Below are 15937 nucleotides of genomic sequence, written 5' to 3'. Positions count from 1 at the left end.
GTTATGGTCGATCCCTCTGCTTTTATGGGCAGGAAATCCCCACTGGTTTTTTATTCCCAATGTAGCCCCTGACATAGAGTGGGTCTTCAGTTTCGGCAAGTTGATATAGAGGTTTTCATCTATTTTTTCTATTAACTTTTTAACAACAGTTATGGGCATTTCAAAACTTGTTAAGTCATATCCACCTGCACACCCATCGGCAACTGATTTTTTGCCTGTAAATTTGTATGTGATTGTTTTTTCCTCATCCAGGTAAATTGGAATGGCACCCGTATCTCTGCAGACTTTTTTATATCCGTTGCTTTCAAATACGATACGTGTATGATTGGCCTGTGTCGAATTTTCCAGAAGATATACCTTGTTAGCACCTGCGTCAAACCAGTACTCGATAACAGCCCTTATCAATTCCGGCCGTGTATAACAATATGGCTTGGCATCAATACCATTGGGCTTGATATAAACATTCTTGCTTGATTTAATAAGGTCTTTACCGCCAAAAGCATCAAAAATTTCTTTTACTGCACTTTTTATCTCCGTGACCAGTTCATTGTTGAGAGGTGAAAATTTTGTAAAACTTTCGGTCTGGTGAGAGGCTCGCAGTCTCCGTGTAAAAACAGTTTTTGATATCATTGGACAATCCTCGATTTATGAGTGGGTTGATTCTTTATCATTAACCCCGGAAGCGTGGCCCCTCATTGATGATCAACGGTTTCCTCCACAAGCTTGATGGCCATTGCATTTCCGTATTGCTCTGGACGCACATTGTGCATCTGGGAATATTGTTTGTATCCATTTGCATTTATGGTCAGTTCGTATTCCCAGACCGTCAATCCGTAAAAGAAAAAAATTCCCTTGGCCGCGTAGTCAGTTCCCGACAAATATTGATCAGAATAGCTGTTATTTTTAATTAATAAAGCATTTTTTAGACATTCCAATCTGATGGTGATGCAGTATTAAAACGTGATATTCTCTTACTGGATTCACCTTTTAATTGATAATAACTGTTTTTATAAATATTCCATCTGCACAAATCTATAGGTGTCACCTCGGAAGCATTCACGCTGCCAACAGCACCTGCAATTTCTAAACCTGCTGAAACAAGTTCAGAGCAGAAGAACTTGCTAAAATCTTCTTTATTGTATGCTGGACCATGTATTCCGAATGGCAGGTTATCTAGTGCATCAATAGCCGACTTGATGGCCTGTGGTGTATCATAAGGTTTTCTATCCTTTGCTTGATTTAAAAGAAAATTGAAAAATTTTTTCTGATCAAATGAGTTGTCTCTAATTTCTTTTTTTAACGGAAGCCACCATAATTCGCCTTCATAGGTATCTAACCTATCACTAAACCTGGAAACATTAACCCCGTTAAAACCATTTAATGACGTTGATTCAATGATTTGATTAAAAAATCTATCCGTATCATCTTCAGGTATTTTTGTTTGTAAAATAACACCTACATGAGAAACACAAGAAAAAGTAACGAATTTAATAATTTCGGAAAAATGACCTTTTCCTCCAAAAGCAATTACATCTCCTGGTTTCATTAACTTTCTGGCTTCATCATATGTGATTTGTTTTGCAGACATTTTTATTCTCCTTTATGGTTTAATTATTTAAGGTGCTAAGCTAATAAAAGCACTATTCGATCTTAGTAATCTTCCAGCGTTCACCCTTCATAAGTGTAGTGAAATGGAAATAATAGATTTTACCGGGCTTGACATTTATGTTGCCTCGCAAAAGTGCTATATTATCATCAATTCCATTAAATGCTCCCCAAAGTGCTCCAATTCGTATGATTCCGGGTTTCCGGTCCCATATGAGGGTAATCGCCCACCATTATCCTCCCGATGAGTTGAATATCACGCATTTTTGCGTTATTATCCGTTTTTTTCACTATATTGTTGATATAAAATTAGTTCTCGCAATTTTTCAAAAAACTCATTCCGGGTCTTTTCAATTCTCAAAGCTTCATTATAGTCAAGTATAGCTTTGTCATCATGTTTGAATCTGTTTGGTTCAACCTGAAGCGCATAAGAATTTACCTGCCTCTTCCAAAACCAGGAAGCGCTACAGAACTGAATGTTTTCAGGATCAATAACTGGAATTCTCTGAAGAGCCTCAAAAAAGTTCCTACCTTTAAAATTGTTTTCAATGCAAAAAGCAATATAGGCGATCCTGTACTCAACACTGGATATTGTGTGTGTAATCGGCAAGGGATCAAGATTATTGGGATCCTCCTGATCACTGTAAAGAAAGTGCCCATAGCAGCACTGTAAAGTAAAGCAATAAGGTATTTCTTTGAAAGCTCTGATCAGCTCAATTATAGGAGTATCGATCATATCATCGGTAAGTTCGTCCAGGCTTTTTTCCCTTTGCTTCTGGTAATTTGGATTTTTTACCAGTTTTTTAAGTTCTGTGAAAGTCTCCAACTCCGATGCTCCTCGTATGATGATAATTTCGTTTGAACGGCTAACGCCAATCCCCTATATGCTTAGATAGCAAGCTTCCAATATTCCCAGAGCAGATATTTTTTATTGTTTCATGCTAATCCATCAAGTAAGCAATATCATCCCAAGGATGACGATACAGTCCTTGCTTCAGTCTCTTCTGGTCAAGGTAGTGGCCCATAAAGCCGATGCTTCTTCCGAGGACAAAGAGACCATTCAGCGCACCCATCCGGATGTATTCGTCCGCTTCATCTCTGGTAAACTCCGACCTGAGAAGATCCACAAAGCAGATGCCGATGACGCCGTCCACGTTGAGAATCAGATTATCTCTCTTGCCCGTTGTTATTTTTTCAACTTCCAGCGCATAATCCAGAAACGCTGTGGTCTTGAAGTGCTTCCGGACATAGTTTTTTATAATCGTTACTCGCATATCCGGGTTGTGAATCGACTTGATTCTGTGGCCGATACCCTGGATGTTTACGCCCTTCTGCTTCATTGAATTGACAAATTCCATGGGTGTTAATCCGCTGTCGAGGGCTTCAGAGAACTGTAACGCTGCTCCATCCAATGCGCCGCCGAACCTCGGTCCGATACAGAGCAAGCCCGATACGAGCGATGATATGAGATCCTTGCCGGCTCTGGAGGCCACGATGGTGTTGTGAGCCCCGGATACGGCCGGGCCGTGGTCGGCCGTTACCATGATAACCATATCGATAAATTTTGTTGCGTAGTCGGGCAACAGTTTTTTAAACCACAGGATACTGAGGACACCGCCGACACCAATATTTTTATTGAAGACCTCCGAGATGGACATGTGCCCGTATATAAGCTCTTCGCCTCTGTCGTCTGATATGGTTGATATGAAGCTTGTCGGTTTTCGAATGGTGCCTGCTGACAGTGCTTTGTTTAAATCGAGTGGAATTGTCGGTGCCGCTACATCGGGAGCAGGCTTAATGACTTTCTTCTTGACTAATTTCTCATAGGTCTTGTGTATCTTTTCCGCATAATCGTCAAAGGAATCGGGAACGACGGCTCCCGCTTTTTTCAATGCCGCATTCTTGGCGTCTGCCGTTTCCATATCGGCATCTGCCTTGGCGCCGGCATGGCCGAACTGGACTTCAGTTTTAAAGGCTTTTGCACAGGTTCCCGTCACCCACATAACCAGCGGTTTTTTGATCTTCTTTTTTTTGAGAGCATCGACTATTTCATATTCATCGGTTCCGCCCACCTCTCCGAGGCATACCAGCATTTTTACGCTGGGGTTTTGTTCATATCGCATGAGGTGATCCATGAGGGTGCTTCCGGGAAACCGGTCACCGCCGATTGCAATGCCCTCGTAGAGGCCGTCGGTATTTCTTGAAATAATATTGTATACCTCATTGGAAAGACCGCCGGATTTGGAGACAAACCCCACCGATCCCGGTCGATGCAGCTTGGATTCAACGATGTTCTCTACCGTTCCCGCAGTGTTCCCGATCTTGAAAGCACCTGCTTTGATGCCGCCAACCGTGGCAGGGCCAATGATTACTTTCCCCAGTTGTTTCGCTTTTGTGTTCAATACTCTCATGTGACGCTCGGGCACACCTTCGGCAATCAGGACGATGGTCTTGATCTGTTTCAATTCAAAAGCTTCTTTTGCAGACTGAGCGGTGGACCTGAATGATGCAAAACTGACGAGAACGTCGACGTTCCCGTGTTTCTCGCCGGCCCTGGCAAGTGATCTGTAAATGGGTATCAGTATCTCTTTGGGGCCGAAAAAGAATTTTTGAAGGGACTCACTCCCTGTCGGGTTAACGATTGCCGCGACCGACGGCGTTTCACGTCCTGCAAGGAAATCGAAATCCAGCATTCTCTGAGTTGCGTTGACCTGCATGTTATAGATAAATGCCTGTGTATGGCGATTGAACAGTTCGTAATTCTTTTTATCGGGTGATTTTTTTGTCGTTGCTTTTCGAGTCATTTATTTACCTCCCTCAAGGGCCATTGAAACAATTTTCGTCATATGTGTCTCCGGTCCGTAAACCTTAATAGGTATGCCTATCTCGTCTCCAAGTGCCCTCATGTTTTTTAGGCCCTCGTTATAGTTGGGGCCGCCTCTTCTCACGAAAATTTTAACTTTATTGTCCTGAAGCTTTTTCATGTATTCTCTGAGTGCCCGTATGATTCCTCTGAATGTATTTGCCACATCGGTGAAATTGGCAATACCGCCGCCGATAAGCAGGAACTTACCCTTGGGATTTTTCTTTCGTGTCATGAGGTCGAGAATGGTCTTTGCATAGAGATAGGTAAATTCCTCATTGGGATCTCCCGAGTATTCACCATAGTTTGCCATTTCGTTCATGTAGCCCAGGTCGGTAATGGTGTCTGCATAAATGACCGATGCACCGCCCCCGGCCACCATGGTCCAGACTCGTCCCTCTGGATTGAGGATCGTTAATTTCAGGGAAGCGCCCGTTTTGGCATCCAGTTCTTCCACGTATATTTCTTCCTTTGAGAGCATTCTGCCGAAGGGAGAGGGGAAATCAATCGATCCCCATTTCCTGCTGCTGACAAAGGTTGCCGTGTCGTCAAGTTTGGCAGCCAGATCAAGAGGAATCACGGTTTTGCCTTCCACGATAAAGGGATTAATTTCAAGGTATGTGTAATTCAGGTCTGCGTAATATTTAAAAAGACCCTCCATGAATTCGGCGATAAGAACTTTTCGTTCTTTCGGGGCTTTACCTAGGAGCTTCTTTTCAATTTCCTGACTTGTCGGCGTTTCCCCGATCGGTACAAACAGTTTGGCCGCCTTTGCATCTACATCTCCCACATTGATGCCTCCTTTGTGATGGAAGAGGATGGTGTCACCTTCTCTCTGGGACGTGATTGCCACGTAATATTCGTCTTTTTCATTGTGAGGAACGAATGGTTCGATAATGAAGTGGTCCAGGATACCGGTAACCGTGCTGACGGTGATCGGTTTGTTCATCCGGGCCTTAATCCACTTTGCTGCCTCCTTCCAGTCGGTATTGAGAAGCAGCAGTTTGCTTTTGCCCCGTCTCTTGATGAGCTGATCCGGTTTCACCACCAGTTTTTCTTTCTGTAGCCATTTATACGTGCTCGGGAGCTTCTTGAGATCCGTTTCAGGTCCCACGGATATGAATTTATTTTGAATTTTGTATTTTCCATCTGTATAGTCCTTCAGCAGACGGGCCATCATAACCTTGCCATCGGCTTCTCTGATTGCTTTCTGTGCCATTGATTCTTCTCCTGATTAATTATTCTTTTTGTATTTGATAAGTGACAGCATTCCCCCTGCAAGGAGGATTTCCTTTGCCCTGTCGGAGAGATCGTATTCAACCTCGAATTCAATACCCCTCGTTGTATCGTTGACAACCAAAGGACCACCCTGAATGATTTTTTTGCGGATGTCGGTGATTTCCAGGCTGTCACCCTGGTTTATCTTGTCAAAGTCTGCTTCATTCTTGAATGTGAGGGGTACAATGCCGAAATTGATGAGATTTGCAGTGTGTATCCTTTCGAATGACTTGGTTATGACGGCGCGGACTCCCATGTACATGGGGCACAGTGCGGCATGCTCTCTGGATGATCCCTGTCCGTAACTGATACCGCCGACAATAATATTCGACTTGCCCGATTCTTTGATATCCCTGGCCCTGCTGAAGAAATCGGGGTCCACAACTTCGAACAGGAATTCAGAATATTTAGGCACGTTGGACCGGTATTTCATTCTTGAACCGGCGGGGATGATATGGTCGGTTGTCGTGTAATCATCCACCCGAATGGTTACAACACCATTGACGGTCTCCGGCATGGGATCGTTGCCTGGCGGTTCTCCAATGTTGGGCCCACGGTAGATTGCAATACTGTTCGGATCATCTGATGGCGGAAGTATCATTGAATCATTGATAATAAATTTTTCCGGCATGTCCACGTTCGGATACGGTACTCCAAGGTCCCGTGGATCGGTAATTGTTCCGGTTATGGCTGTGGCAGCTGCCGACTCCGGACTTACAAGGTAAACATTTGCACTCTTTGTTCCCGACCTGCCGAGGAAATTCCTGTTGCTGGTTCTGAGGGAAACAGCTTTGGTCTGGGGAGATTGGCTGTTCCCGATACAAAAACCGCAGGTATTCTCTGCCAGTCTGATTCCCGATTCAATAAGATCGGCGAGAGACCCGTTCCGGGCAAGCATAGCCACCACCTGCTTTGAGCCCGGTGCCATAAGGAAACTCACATGGGGATGAACCTGTTTCCCTTTGAGCGTTTCTGCAACCACCATCAGATCTCTGAAGGATGAATTGGTACACGAACCAACACATACCTGGTTGACTTCCATACCCTCAAGGTCTTTTACCGGTGATATATTGCCGGGGCTGTGAGGAGTAGCAGTCAACGGAACAAGTTTTGACAGATCAAAATCTTCAACCTTGAAATATTCGGCATCGGGATCTGCTGTAAGTTCCTGCCAGTCATCTTCTCGTGCCTGGGCTTTGAGAAATTTTCTCGTTTCCTCATCGCTGGGGAATATGGAGGTGGTAACACCGCACTCGGCACCCATATTGGTGATGGTTGCCCTTTCGGGGACAGTGAGTGTTTTTACCCCCGGTCCGTCGTATTCGAAGACGCATCCGACGTTACCTTTTGTCGTAAATGTCTCCAGAATTTTGAGTATGACATCCTTGGCACTTACCCAGGGTTGGAGTTTGCCGGTCAGATTGATTTTGATGACTTTAGGACAGGTCAGATAAAATGGTTCACCTGCCATGGCTAGTGCCACATCCAGGCCGCCCGCTCCGATGGCTATCTGACCGGTGCCGCCGCCCGTTGGTGTGTGGCTGTCTGACCCAAGAAGTGTTGTTCCCGGCTTTCCGAATCGTTCCAGATGAACCTGATGGCAGATGCCGTTACCTGCTTTTGAATAGTAAATTCCATACTTGGCGGCCACTGTGTAAAGATATCGGTGATCGTCAGCGTTCTCGAAACCTATCTGTATCGTGTTGTGGTCAACGTAGCTGACAGAAAGATCGGTTTTTACAGTATCAAGACCCATTGCTTCAAGCTGGAGGTATGCCATGGTTCCGGTGGCATCCTGTGTCAGGGTTTGATCTATGCGGATACCGATTTCCTTACCCGGTTCGTATTCCCCAACGACGAGATGTTTTTCAAGAATTTTTTGAGTTAAAGTCTTTGCCATTTTCATTCCCTCCCTAAATTGTTTATTGTATAGATATTTATAATTGTTTAATCATTTCGAATTGCTTTCCTTTTAATGGAATTGCGTTTGATTGTAAAAAACCTGTGATCGACCCACAATCAAGTTCGGTATTTACAACTTTAATAGAATTATATTGGTTGAATTTTAAAGATTCTTTAAGCAAAACAGAAGCAATTCCCCTTCTTCTATATTCTTTATCCACTGCAATTTGAGTTATATCTCCTGAATTAGTCTCAATTATGCAATAACCTACTAATTCTGAACCTTTATAAGCTCCAATAATTCTAAAATCATCGGGTTTTCTGGAAATGGCTTCAAAGCTATTTTGCCAGGAAGGGATAAAGTCCCAAAATTCGATCATCAATTCACTTCTATATAAATCCGTTTGTTGTAGATTATATTCTGGATGTATTTTTTTTGAGTTTAAACAGATATTTTCATTTTTTTGCACAAAGTAGTTAAATTCTCTATTTACTATAAATCCAAGTTTTTTATAAACTGTAACAGCCTTTGTATTATGCTGCAAAACTTCAAGTAAATACTGTGAAATACCGGCTTTTTTTAAAAATGGTATTGAATGCGTGAATATTTTGGTTGCCATTCCTTGTCCACGAAATTCTTTTAAAGTTCCTGTTCCTGTGTCATAAGCAGTTTTGACTCCATTAAACAAACCAATTCCGTTTAAAGTAAAAGCAGTTATTTTATCATTCTCAAACGCACCAAATGATAATTCAGGAACAAATCCTCTACGATTTAACATGATACGTAATTCTTCTTTTTTTAATTGCATTTCATAATCTTTAAATGCTTCATTAAACGCTATAAATAAAGAATTAAAATTTATTTTCTCTAATGATTTTATTGTTTTTATAATTATTCTGCCTTTCTATCCTTTTTTGTTATTAAGCAAGATCACCCTGTTTTCTAATAATAGCATAATTTTGTATAAATTTTTTGCTTTTTCTTTAATACAAATTAATTTCCCCGGAGATTACTACCTGTTTCAATTCAGATGTCTGATAATGGTCAAGAGATTTGCCTATGCCAAGATGGCAGTATGGGTTCATATCTTCTGTCAGGAGAATCAACTTAAAGTTTCTGGCAAAATAATACCCGTTTTTTAGATTTAAGAAGGTTCTTTTCAACTCGGAATTCACCCTTTGCGGTGAAATTCTTATTTCGCCTGTTTCTCCTGGATTCAGGGTTATATAGCCCGGAAATGCATTTTCCATAGTGCCAATTTTTCTTCCCTGTTGGTCATCGTACTTGCGCGGTTTTCTGATGACTACACTTTTCATCTGGATTTTAAATTTTGTCCGGTATGCACCTGTATTTTTAATACGTATTTTAAAGCGGCCTCTCCCTCGATATTCAGCTCCTGTGATAATAATATTCTAGGTGGGATTGAGAAACTGATCTTGATTTATTCCTTCTATTTGAGAAATTGCATTACCCCCCTTTGTTGCAGTTGCCTGTTTTTCTGGAAGCATAATGGTTTTGCTGATAAATCGCCCTGTCTGAAGATCTTTGACCTCAACTTTAAGATGGGTGGCTTTCTCTTTGAAAGCGGCAATCCGAACAAGGGTCCATTTTCGAAGAGAAAAAGAAAATTATCTCCTTGTGTCATACCGCAATTAGCACAAGTGTTTGCCCAATAAGAACCACCATATTGTTTTGAGTATTTAAGCTCAATGGGTTTTCGGTTTCGGATCAGGAGGTTCGTCCTGACAAAATGGGATTCCATCCCACCAAAAACCGGTATCTTATTTTTGCATTTAAAACAGGTTTCAACACCGGCGATATATTTAGCTGTTACAGGCTCTTTAATCGGGGAGTACAAGTTACTATCCCTTGGGCATTATCCTTTATAGCTTGCTCGATTAACTTTTTTTCTGGCTTGCGTTTAACGCTCCATATATTAGATCTAATTTCAAGGGATTTTTTATTGCCATTTTGAAATCCACTTTAGAAGAAAGATCTCGGATATAAAGTTTATATAAACCTGGGTGATATACCCCAAGCGCTCATGATTACATAGCCCACAGCTAATATTTTTATTTGGATGATCATAAATTTTTCCAGTAAAGAACCAATCAGAATAGCGCATATTTGCAACACTGCCTTTTCATCTTAACCGTTAAAATCCGGTTCATTTTTCTTGTTTGAATTGACTATTGAGCCCTCATAACTCATACGTTTACGAAAATTAAGCAAATATTGGACTCATTTATTTTTACTTTATATTTTGTGATTTACATTTTAATGTTTATTGTTATATATAAAATATAATATTTATTTTTATAATAAAATACAGGAAATCAATATGAAGTTTACAAAAGAAGTTGTCGAAATGATAAAAACCTTTATGATTAATAATGTCTCTGACAATCCAAACACATTAACACAAATCACTTGTAATCATTTTCAAATTACTAAACCAACTGTTTATAAGTATATAAACGAACTGGTTGAAGACAGAATTTTTGAAAAGCTTGGTTCAAATCGATCTCCCAATTATCAATTAGTTAAAACTACTTACAATTGGGATTATGAAAATAATAATTTAGAAGAAGATATTCTATGGTCAAAAGACGTGGCACCATTATTAAAAGATCTTCCTAACAATGTAAAAGAAATTTGCCAATATGGTTTTACAGAAATGGTCAACAATGTGATTGATCACTCAGAATCAGATGCGTTAACTATTCACTTATCTGTGGATTATTTAAAGCTCGAAATTGAAGTGTCTGATAATGGAATTGGTATTTTTAAAAAAATAAAGACTGATCTGGGCTTGGAATATTCAAAACAGGCAATTTTAGAGTTAGCAAAAGGCAAATTCACCTCTGATCCGGAAAACCACTCTGGGGAAGGTATATTTTTTACTTCCAGAGTATTTGATGTATTCTTAATTTTTTCACACAAGTTAAGCTTTGTAGGCTTTGGAAATAAGGAAGGGATTATGTTGGAAGAAAAAAGAGATCTTCCGGGTACCTCCGTTTATATGGAAATTATAAAAAATTCATCTACTTTATTAAAGGACATCTTTGATGAATATGCGGACCCGGATAAAGACCCGAGTTTCCATAAAACCCTAATTCCGGTTGAGCTTATGCAACATGAAGGAGAGTCTTTGCTTTCAAGATCACAGGCTAAACGACTTATATCAAGGTTTGATAGATTTACCGAAGTTATATTAGATTTCAAAGGTGTCACCAAGATCGGTCAGGCATTTGCCGATCAAATATTCAGGGTTTTCACAAACAAGTATCCTGATGTACACTTGAGAATGATTAACACATCCGCCGATGTTGAAAACATGATTAAAAGGGTACAATCAACCAAATAGTTTGATCAAAAACATTTAACCGTTGTGGTATGCCAGAATTTTCAAACCAAGAACTATTCAAATGCAAACTTTCCAAAAAAAACGCAAAGATCACTGGTTGCAGGGGTTTCCCAGTAACCTTGTTTTATGTTTATAGTTTTGTTAAACCAAAATTTTTCAAGGCGGCTCAGCCCCCTGCAATCCAGTGAATCGCCATGTTCTGTTTTTTCCCAAAATAAATTTATGCCAAAGACCCATTAAGATACTTATTTACGAGACTAGAAATAAGTGTTTGATACGGGCTTACCAAGTTCCACTTTCAACACACAATGGGTTAGCGTCTGTCTGTCCCCCCCGGAGGGATCGTAGATTACGTGAAGCGACAACGGAACACTCCAACCATACCTCTTGCCGTTTGGCCCAGGTCTGTCAGCATCTTTGGCCTGTCCAAAATAACGACGTTTATTAACAGTTCACATATGTTACGCATACCATCGTTCCTATCTCCCATCCAGATTGATGCTTCCAGAGTTGAGGTTCTCTCACGAGTCACTCTTCCGGCCATAGGCCAAGGGATTCATTGTCATTCGGGCTTCACACAAAACCATTACTGGTAATGCATGCCGAACTGGAAAACTGCTGGTAATACAGCAGGTTGGGTCAAGCCCAACATTATTAAAAGCGACATCTTGTCGCAGCCGTCAGCATGTTCGTTGTTGGACTTATTTCAAGCAAGGGTCAAACGTAGACTCGACCCCTTTTCGATTCTTTCATAGTTTTTACTTTTGATTTTTTTTAAATGAAGACCACTTTTCCCAGTCAAGATCATAACTGGCACTCCTGCCTCCTCCTGGCATTTTGATCAAAATACCTTTATTTACAAGATCGGCTAATTCCCTTTGGGCTGTAGCACGACTGGTATGTGTGATTCCTATGTATTTTTTGTTCTTTAACCCACCTTCAAAACCACCAGCACCTGCGTCAAGTAGCCGGTTAATCACTTTGGTTTGACGCTCGTGTAGCCTTACCTGGGCAAAATTCTGCCAGAACCGAGCTTTTGTCATTATTTTTTTTAATAAAGTATTGGAATTCAGGATAGCCCTATTCATGCATTCAAGAAACCATTTCAACCACTCTGTAATATCACCAGTACCTGATTGTGTGGCTTTCAAAATTTCATAATATTCATTTCTCTCAGCCATAATCTGTGAAGAAAGGCTATAGAATCTTTTTGGATTGTTTTCATCTCTTGCAAGTAACATATCAGTCAAAGTTCTTGCAATACGGCCATTGCCGTCATCAAACGGATGAATTGTAACAAACCATATATGAGCGAGCCCAGCTCTGATGATGCCATCCAATTGACTTTTTTCATTTATCCCGGATATGAATGTTTGCATTTCTTTATCAAGTTTTTTTGCAGGGGGTGCTTCAAAATGAACTTTCTCCTGTCCAATAGGCCCGGAAATAACTTGCATCGGTCCCTTACTATCATCTCTCCATTGACCAACAGATATTTTTACCATACCGGAGTAACCGGTTGGAAAAAGGGCCGCATGCCAACCCCAAATTCGTTCCAGGGTCATTTTTTTTGAATAACTAATAGTCGCATCCAGTAAAATTTCTACAAGACCCTCGACTTTTTGGTCTCTTACCTCCTTCAATCCAGCATCGGGTAGACCGAGTCTGCGCCCAACAGAAGATCGAACCGCATCGGGATCCAATTTTTCACCCTCGATCGCTGACGTCTTTAATACTTCTTCAACAAGAACATCTGCTCGTGCCGTTTGCTGGATTTCAAACCCCAACTCCTTGATCTGAGTTATTAAAGCTCCTTGGCTGAATCGGATATTGCCCAAGGGCTTTAACAGTTTTGCACTGTCCCATTTGAGACCTGGCCAAGATTTAGTTTGCCAAATGTATTTCATAAGATGAGTCGATTTCCCTTTCCATGGAATTGATATTTGAGTTGTTTAATTTATTAATCAGCTCAATATTTGAGTTAATTATTATCTTTAATCAACTCAAAGTCAAGGGAGTATTGGGTGGTTGATGTTGAAATTGATGTGTATTTCTTAAAGTGATGTTTTTGGAGTCAGAAACGTTAATGGGGGGTGACCCCCTTTCCTTAACCATTTTAAAAAAAACTTTGAACATCACCGGTGAAATGTCGGGTAGCCGGGGGCTGTTGCCAGCCCCAAGCCCCCTAAGAACCGGACATGAGACTTTCACCTCATCCGGCTCAAGCATTGGTAAGGCATCTTGCGACACCCGGTAGTCAGAAGACTGCCTTCACGGTACGCGGTTGTATCCGGAGTACTTTTTTTCAAGTCCGTACGGCCGTCAGTAACATTGCTGTTACTATCATCCACACCGGTACGGTTCTTCCGTTCAAATCGTTTCACGTGATTCAACACCATGCTGGAAGTCTGCACATTTTCATGCTCGGGCAAATTTTGAACCCGTAGCTGATCCATTACAGAACAGCATTCGCTTTTTCCAGCCTCCTCTACCCGCACCCCCATAGGCAAGCCTTGCGGCCTGCTGTCCTTCTTTGGAAGGAGAAATACGGGCTTACCAAGTTCCACTTTTAACATACAATGGGTTAGCATCTGTCTATCCGCCGGAGGAATCATGGATTACGTGAAGTGACAACGGAACACTCCAACCATACCTCTTGCCATTTTGGCCCAGGCTTGTCAGCACCTTTAGCCTGTTGAACATAACGACGTTTAAATAACAGTTCACATATGTTACGCATACCATCGTTCCTAGCTCCCATCCGAATTGATGCTTCCAGAGTTGAGTTCCTCTCACGATTCCCTCTCCTGGCATATAGCCAAGGGCTTCATTGTTAATCAAGCTTCGCACAAAACCATTACTGGTAATGCACGTCGAAATAGAAAACTGCTGGTAATACAGCAGGTTGGGTCAAGCCCAACATTATTAAAAGCGACTTCTTGTCGCGCCCGGTGCATGTTGATTGTTGGAAATTATTTTAGCTTGCTGTTCCAATATTCAATGTAGGTTGTATAAGCTCTTTTGCTAATCAGGAATTTGATATGCTGTTTTACATTCAGTCGGTGGGCATGTATGGTTTCTATTCCCATCCTGTGGGCCTTCTCCAATCTGTGGTTTCCATCAATCACGTTATATTGCCCGGGAGAAATCTCAGCTAATATTATCGGCCTGGAGATTTCCACATGTTCCATGTACGATTCGTTGACTGATGAAAAACCAGTGTAAAAATCTTTTACTAACACCTCTTCAAGGTGGATGCTATCAGGATTTCTTTGAATATGGTCAATTATTTTTGTAATGTTAAACTCAAAAATCCCGTTTGGAAATATTTCATCTCCGCTATCAACCGGACATGGACTGAACATATTATCTGCTTTTAGCATCTGTGCCAATTGTCTTGCCTGTTCATTTTTTTTGAGTATCATGGCTTGATCTGATTTTAGGAATAATATTTTTGTTTTGGACTTTTGGGGATGTCCGGGATTGTCAGATTCAATATCCCTTCATCTAATAGGGGCTGTAGAATCTTAGATCGAAAATGCTCTCTATGCTTCAATCCCAGATGCGTCATGATTTCAGAAGTTGATCTGGGTGTTTTACAAAAATTTATGATCTTTTTTCGCCTATTAACTTGCTCGGTAAGGGGAATTACAGCCCTGAAAATGTCATCTTCCACCAGTTGTGGCAAAGCACCTGAATATTCTTTTGTAAAAGTAAAAAGGTTTTTTACGCCTGACCCAAGTTCGTCAGCACGTCCAATTTTTTTAAATACCCGTGCGATAACAGGGTTTTTAGGAAAAGGTGTAAAGCCTGTCGGATCAATGAGACCATGACCATGGGGTTTATTTGCGTTTTCCGTATAAACACGATCTTTTTCAATAACGAACTTAGCCGGGAACGGATTTAAAAACTCGCGGTGGATCAGACAGTTTGTCGCTACTTCTCTGAAGATCTTGTCCCGCAGACTGACACGCTGGTCACCAATCAGATAAAACTTGTCCGGCAGATGTTTTGCGACAAATCCCATGAGCCGGTCATAGCTTTCTATCAGGTTGGTTCTTATGTCATCCCGGTCATTATATCTGTCAACATTGTCAACCCTGAGTAGGGCATCTTCCTTAATTCCTGTTATGGCACCATCATCTTCCACGCCTAAAATAACCTGCCCACCGTTGCGGTTGAGAAAAGCACAGATGCTCTGATATACATCCGCGGTCACTTTTCCCCGGCTTTTTTTGAATTCCACGGTAATCCCTTCACCGTTAGAAATATTTTTTTTGATATTTTTCATAATCATTACAGAATAGTTTTTTTTATCACAAACAGCATTTCTTTAGCATCTATCTTGGGTCATATTTAACATGCTAAATAGATAGAAACAAGATAAGCTTTCAGGGCTCAATTCAAAAGAAGAAGGGTTTAAAAGGACTTTCTTAGCTGGGCTGATTGCCAGCCCGGTCCATCGCAACTGCACTGTTGGATCTCTCCTTTCGCTTACGCTCCTTTTTTTCGGTCTGTTTGCGTTTTTTCTCTTTTATGATCTGTTCTATTGACCTCACATTTTCGGATGGTTCTTTTTTAAAATGCTTGAAGTATAATTCTTTAATATACTCCGGCAGGGGAATCTTCCAAGGTTCCTGCTTATGATTCGCCAATTTTCCGAACTTCTTTGGATCCAAGCCAAGTTCCCTTGCCATTTGAATGTGAGCATGGGAAAGATGAAAACGTTTTCGAGCATTAACCCATACTTGGTATTTTAAGAATAGTTTCTTTTGTTTTGCCATTGCATTCCAATCGCGGCGCAGCCGCCGTGAACTTGAAAATCTGTGGCATGGCGCCGGGTAGCCGGGGGCTGTTGCCAGCCCCAAGCCCCCTAAGAACCGGACGTGAGACTTTCACCTCATCCGGCTCAAGCATTGAT

16 protein-coding genes are annotated in these 15937 nt (G+C 41.3%); 1 reads left to right on the top strand and 15 read right to left on the bottom strand.

What is annotated here, in order from left to right; all coding sequences use genetic code 11:
* The 9 genes from K8S13_RS25290 to K8S13_RS25250 all read right to left on the bottom strand — a co-directional run.
* Positions 1 to 630 (bottom strand): DUF362 domain-containing protein (locus K8S13_RS25290; RefSeq protein ID WP_291466560.1); only part of this gene is annotated, 630 nt, incomplete at its 3' end.
* 62 nt (positions 631 to 692) lie between these two features.
* The gene (locus K8S13_RS25285) at positions 693 to 878 is read right to left on the bottom strand and encodes a hypothetical protein (RefSeq protein ID WP_291466559.1); all 186 of its coding nucleotides are present in this window, start codon (positions 876 to 878) and stop codon (positions 693 to 695) included.
* A gap of 44 nt (positions 879 to 922) precedes the next feature.
* Positions 923 to 1588 carry a hypothetical protein gene (locus K8S13_RS25280; protein WP_291466558.1) on the bottom strand — a complete coding sequence of 222 codons (666 nt, stop codon included), beginning with the start codon at positions 1586 to 1588 and terminating at the stop codon, positions 923 to 925.
* A gap of 291 nt (positions 1589 to 1879) precedes the next feature.
* Positions 1880 to 2431 carry a hypothetical protein gene (locus K8S13_RS25275; protein ID WP_291466556.1) on the bottom strand — a complete coding sequence of 184 codons (552 nt, stop codon included), beginning with the start codon at positions 2429 to 2431 and terminating at the stop codon, positions 1880 to 1882.
* 115 nt (positions 2432 to 2546) lie between these two features.
* Positions 2547 to 4409 carry a citrate/2-methylcitrate synthase gene (locus K8S13_RS25270; RefSeq protein ID WP_291466554.1) on the bottom strand — a complete coding sequence of 621 codons (1863 nt, stop codon included), beginning with the start codon at positions 4407 to 4409 and terminating at the stop codon, positions 2547 to 2549.
* Positions 4410 to 5687 carry an ATP citrate lyase citrate-binding domain-containing protein gene (locus K8S13_RS25265; RefSeq protein WP_291466552.1) on the bottom strand — a complete coding sequence of 426 codons (1278 nt, stop codon included), beginning with the start codon at positions 5685 to 5687 and terminating at the stop codon, positions 4410 to 4412.
* 15 nt (positions 5688 to 5702) lie between these two features.
* Positions 5703 to 7646, bottom strand: a complete 1944-nt coding sequence (locus tag K8S13_RS25260; RefSeq protein WP_291466550.1) for an aconitate hydratase — start codon at positions 7644 to 7646, stop codon at positions 5703 to 5705.
* Positions 7647 to 7683: 37 nt separating this feature from the next.
* Positions 7684 to 8490 (bottom strand): GNAT family N-acetyltransferase, encoded by an 807-nt coding sequence (locus tag K8S13_RS25255; RefSeq protein WP_367172913.1) that lies wholly within the window; start codon positions 8488 to 8490, stop codon positions 7684 to 7686.
* Positions 8491 to 8632: 142 nt separating this feature from the next.
* Positions 8633 to 8899 carry a hypothetical protein gene (locus K8S13_RS25250; RefSeq protein WP_291466548.1) on the bottom strand — a complete coding sequence of 89 codons (267 nt, stop codon included), beginning with the start codon at positions 8897 to 8899 and terminating at the stop codon, positions 8633 to 8635.
* 1091 nt (positions 8900 to 9990) lie between these two features.
* Between K8S13_RS25250 and K8S13_RS25245 the strand changes: the two genes are divergently transcribed.
* Complete coding sequence (locus tag K8S13_RS25245) at positions 9991 to 11016, top strand: DUF4325 domain-containing protein (RefSeq protein WP_291466547.1); 1026 nt, start codon at positions 9991 to 9993, stop codon at positions 11014 to 11016.
* 758 nt (positions 11017 to 11774) lie between these two features.
* Here the strand turns inward: K8S13_RS25245 and K8S13_RS25240 are convergent.
* The 6 genes from K8S13_RS25240 to K8S13_RS25215 form a co-directional block, all read right to left on the bottom strand.
* Positions 11775 to 12923 (bottom strand): Fic family protein, encoded by a 1149-nt coding sequence (locus K8S13_RS25240; RefSeq protein WP_291466546.1) that lies wholly within the window; start codon positions 12921 to 12923, stop codon positions 11775 to 11777.
* 300 nt (positions 12924 to 13223) lie between these two features.
* Positions 13224 to 13520 carry a hypothetical protein gene (locus tag K8S13_RS25235; RefSeq protein ID WP_291466544.1) on the bottom strand — a complete coding sequence of 99 codons (297 nt, stop codon included), beginning with the start codon at positions 13518 to 13520 and terminating at the stop codon, positions 13224 to 13226.
* Positions 13521 to 13988: 468 nt separating this feature from the next.
* Positions 13989 to 14441, bottom strand: coding sequence for a ParB/Srx family N-terminal domain-containing protein (locus K8S13_RS25230; RefSeq protein WP_291466542.1), 453 nt, complete (start codon positions 14439 to 14441; stop codon positions 13989 to 13991).
* Between the two features lie 14 nt (positions 14442 to 14455).
* A complete protein-coding gene (locus K8S13_RS25225; RefSeq protein ID WP_291466541.1) occupies positions 14456 to 15307 on the bottom strand; it encodes a Fic family protein in 852 nt (283 codons plus the stop codon).
* Between the two features lie 142 nt (positions 15308 to 15449).
* Complete coding sequence (locus K8S13_RS25220; RefSeq protein ID WP_291466540.1) at positions 15450 to 15800, bottom strand: hypothetical protein; 351 nt, start codon at positions 15798 to 15800, stop codon at positions 15450 to 15452.
* Positions 15754 to 15937 (bottom strand): hypothetical protein (locus tag K8S13_RS25215; RefSeq protein WP_291466539.1); only part of this gene is annotated, 184 nt, incomplete at its 5' end. The genes K8S13_RS25220 and K8S13_RS25215, both read right to left, overlap by 47 nt.

This window comes from Desulfobacula sp. (genome assembly GCF_021107415.1).
This window is presented reverse-complemented; position numbering and strand designations above follow the sequence as displayed.

Coding starts and splice junctions, on each gene's coding strand:
- K8S13_RS25235 (WP_291466544.1), bottom strand. CDS start 13,520: ATGGGGGTGCGGGTAGAGGAGGCTGGAAAAAGCGAATGCTGTTCTGTA.
- K8S13_RS25240 (WP_291466546.1), bottom strand. CDS start 12,923: ATGAAATACATTTGGCAAACTAAATCTTGGCCAGGTCTCAAATGGGAC.
- K8S13_RS25230 (WP_291466542.1), bottom strand. CDS start 14,441: ATGATACTCAAAAAAAATGAACAGGCAAGACAATTGGCACAGATGCTA.
- K8S13_RS25280 (WP_291466558.1), bottom strand. CDS start 1,588: ATGTCTGCAAAACAAATCACATATGATGAAGCCAGAAAGTTAATGAAA.
- K8S13_RS25245 (WP_291466547.1), top strand. CDS start 9,991: ATGAAGTTTACAAAAGAAGTTGTCGAAATGATAAAAACCTTTATGATT.
- K8S13_RS25220 (WP_291466540.1), bottom strand. CDS start 15,800: ATGGCAAAACAAAAGAAACTATTCTTAAAATACCAAGTATGGGTTAAT.
- K8S13_RS25250 (WP_291466548.1), bottom strand. CDS start 8,899: ATGGAAAATGCATTTCCGGGCTATATAACCCTGAATCCAGGAGAAACA.
- K8S13_RS25270 (WP_291466554.1), bottom strand. CDS start 4,409: ATGACTCGAAAAGCAACGACAAAAAAATCACCCGATAAAAAGAATTAC.
- K8S13_RS25265 (WP_291466552.1), bottom strand. CDS start 5,687: ATGGCACAGAAAGCAATCAGAGAAGCCGATGGCAAGGTTATGATGGCC.
- K8S13_RS25225 (WP_291466541.1), bottom strand. CDS start 15,307: ATGAAAAATATCAAAAAAAATATTTCTAACGGTGAAGGGATTACCGTG.
- K8S13_RS25260 (WP_291466550.1), bottom strand. CDS start 7,646: ATGGCAAAGACTTTAACTCAAAAAATTCTTGAAAAACATCTCGTCGTT.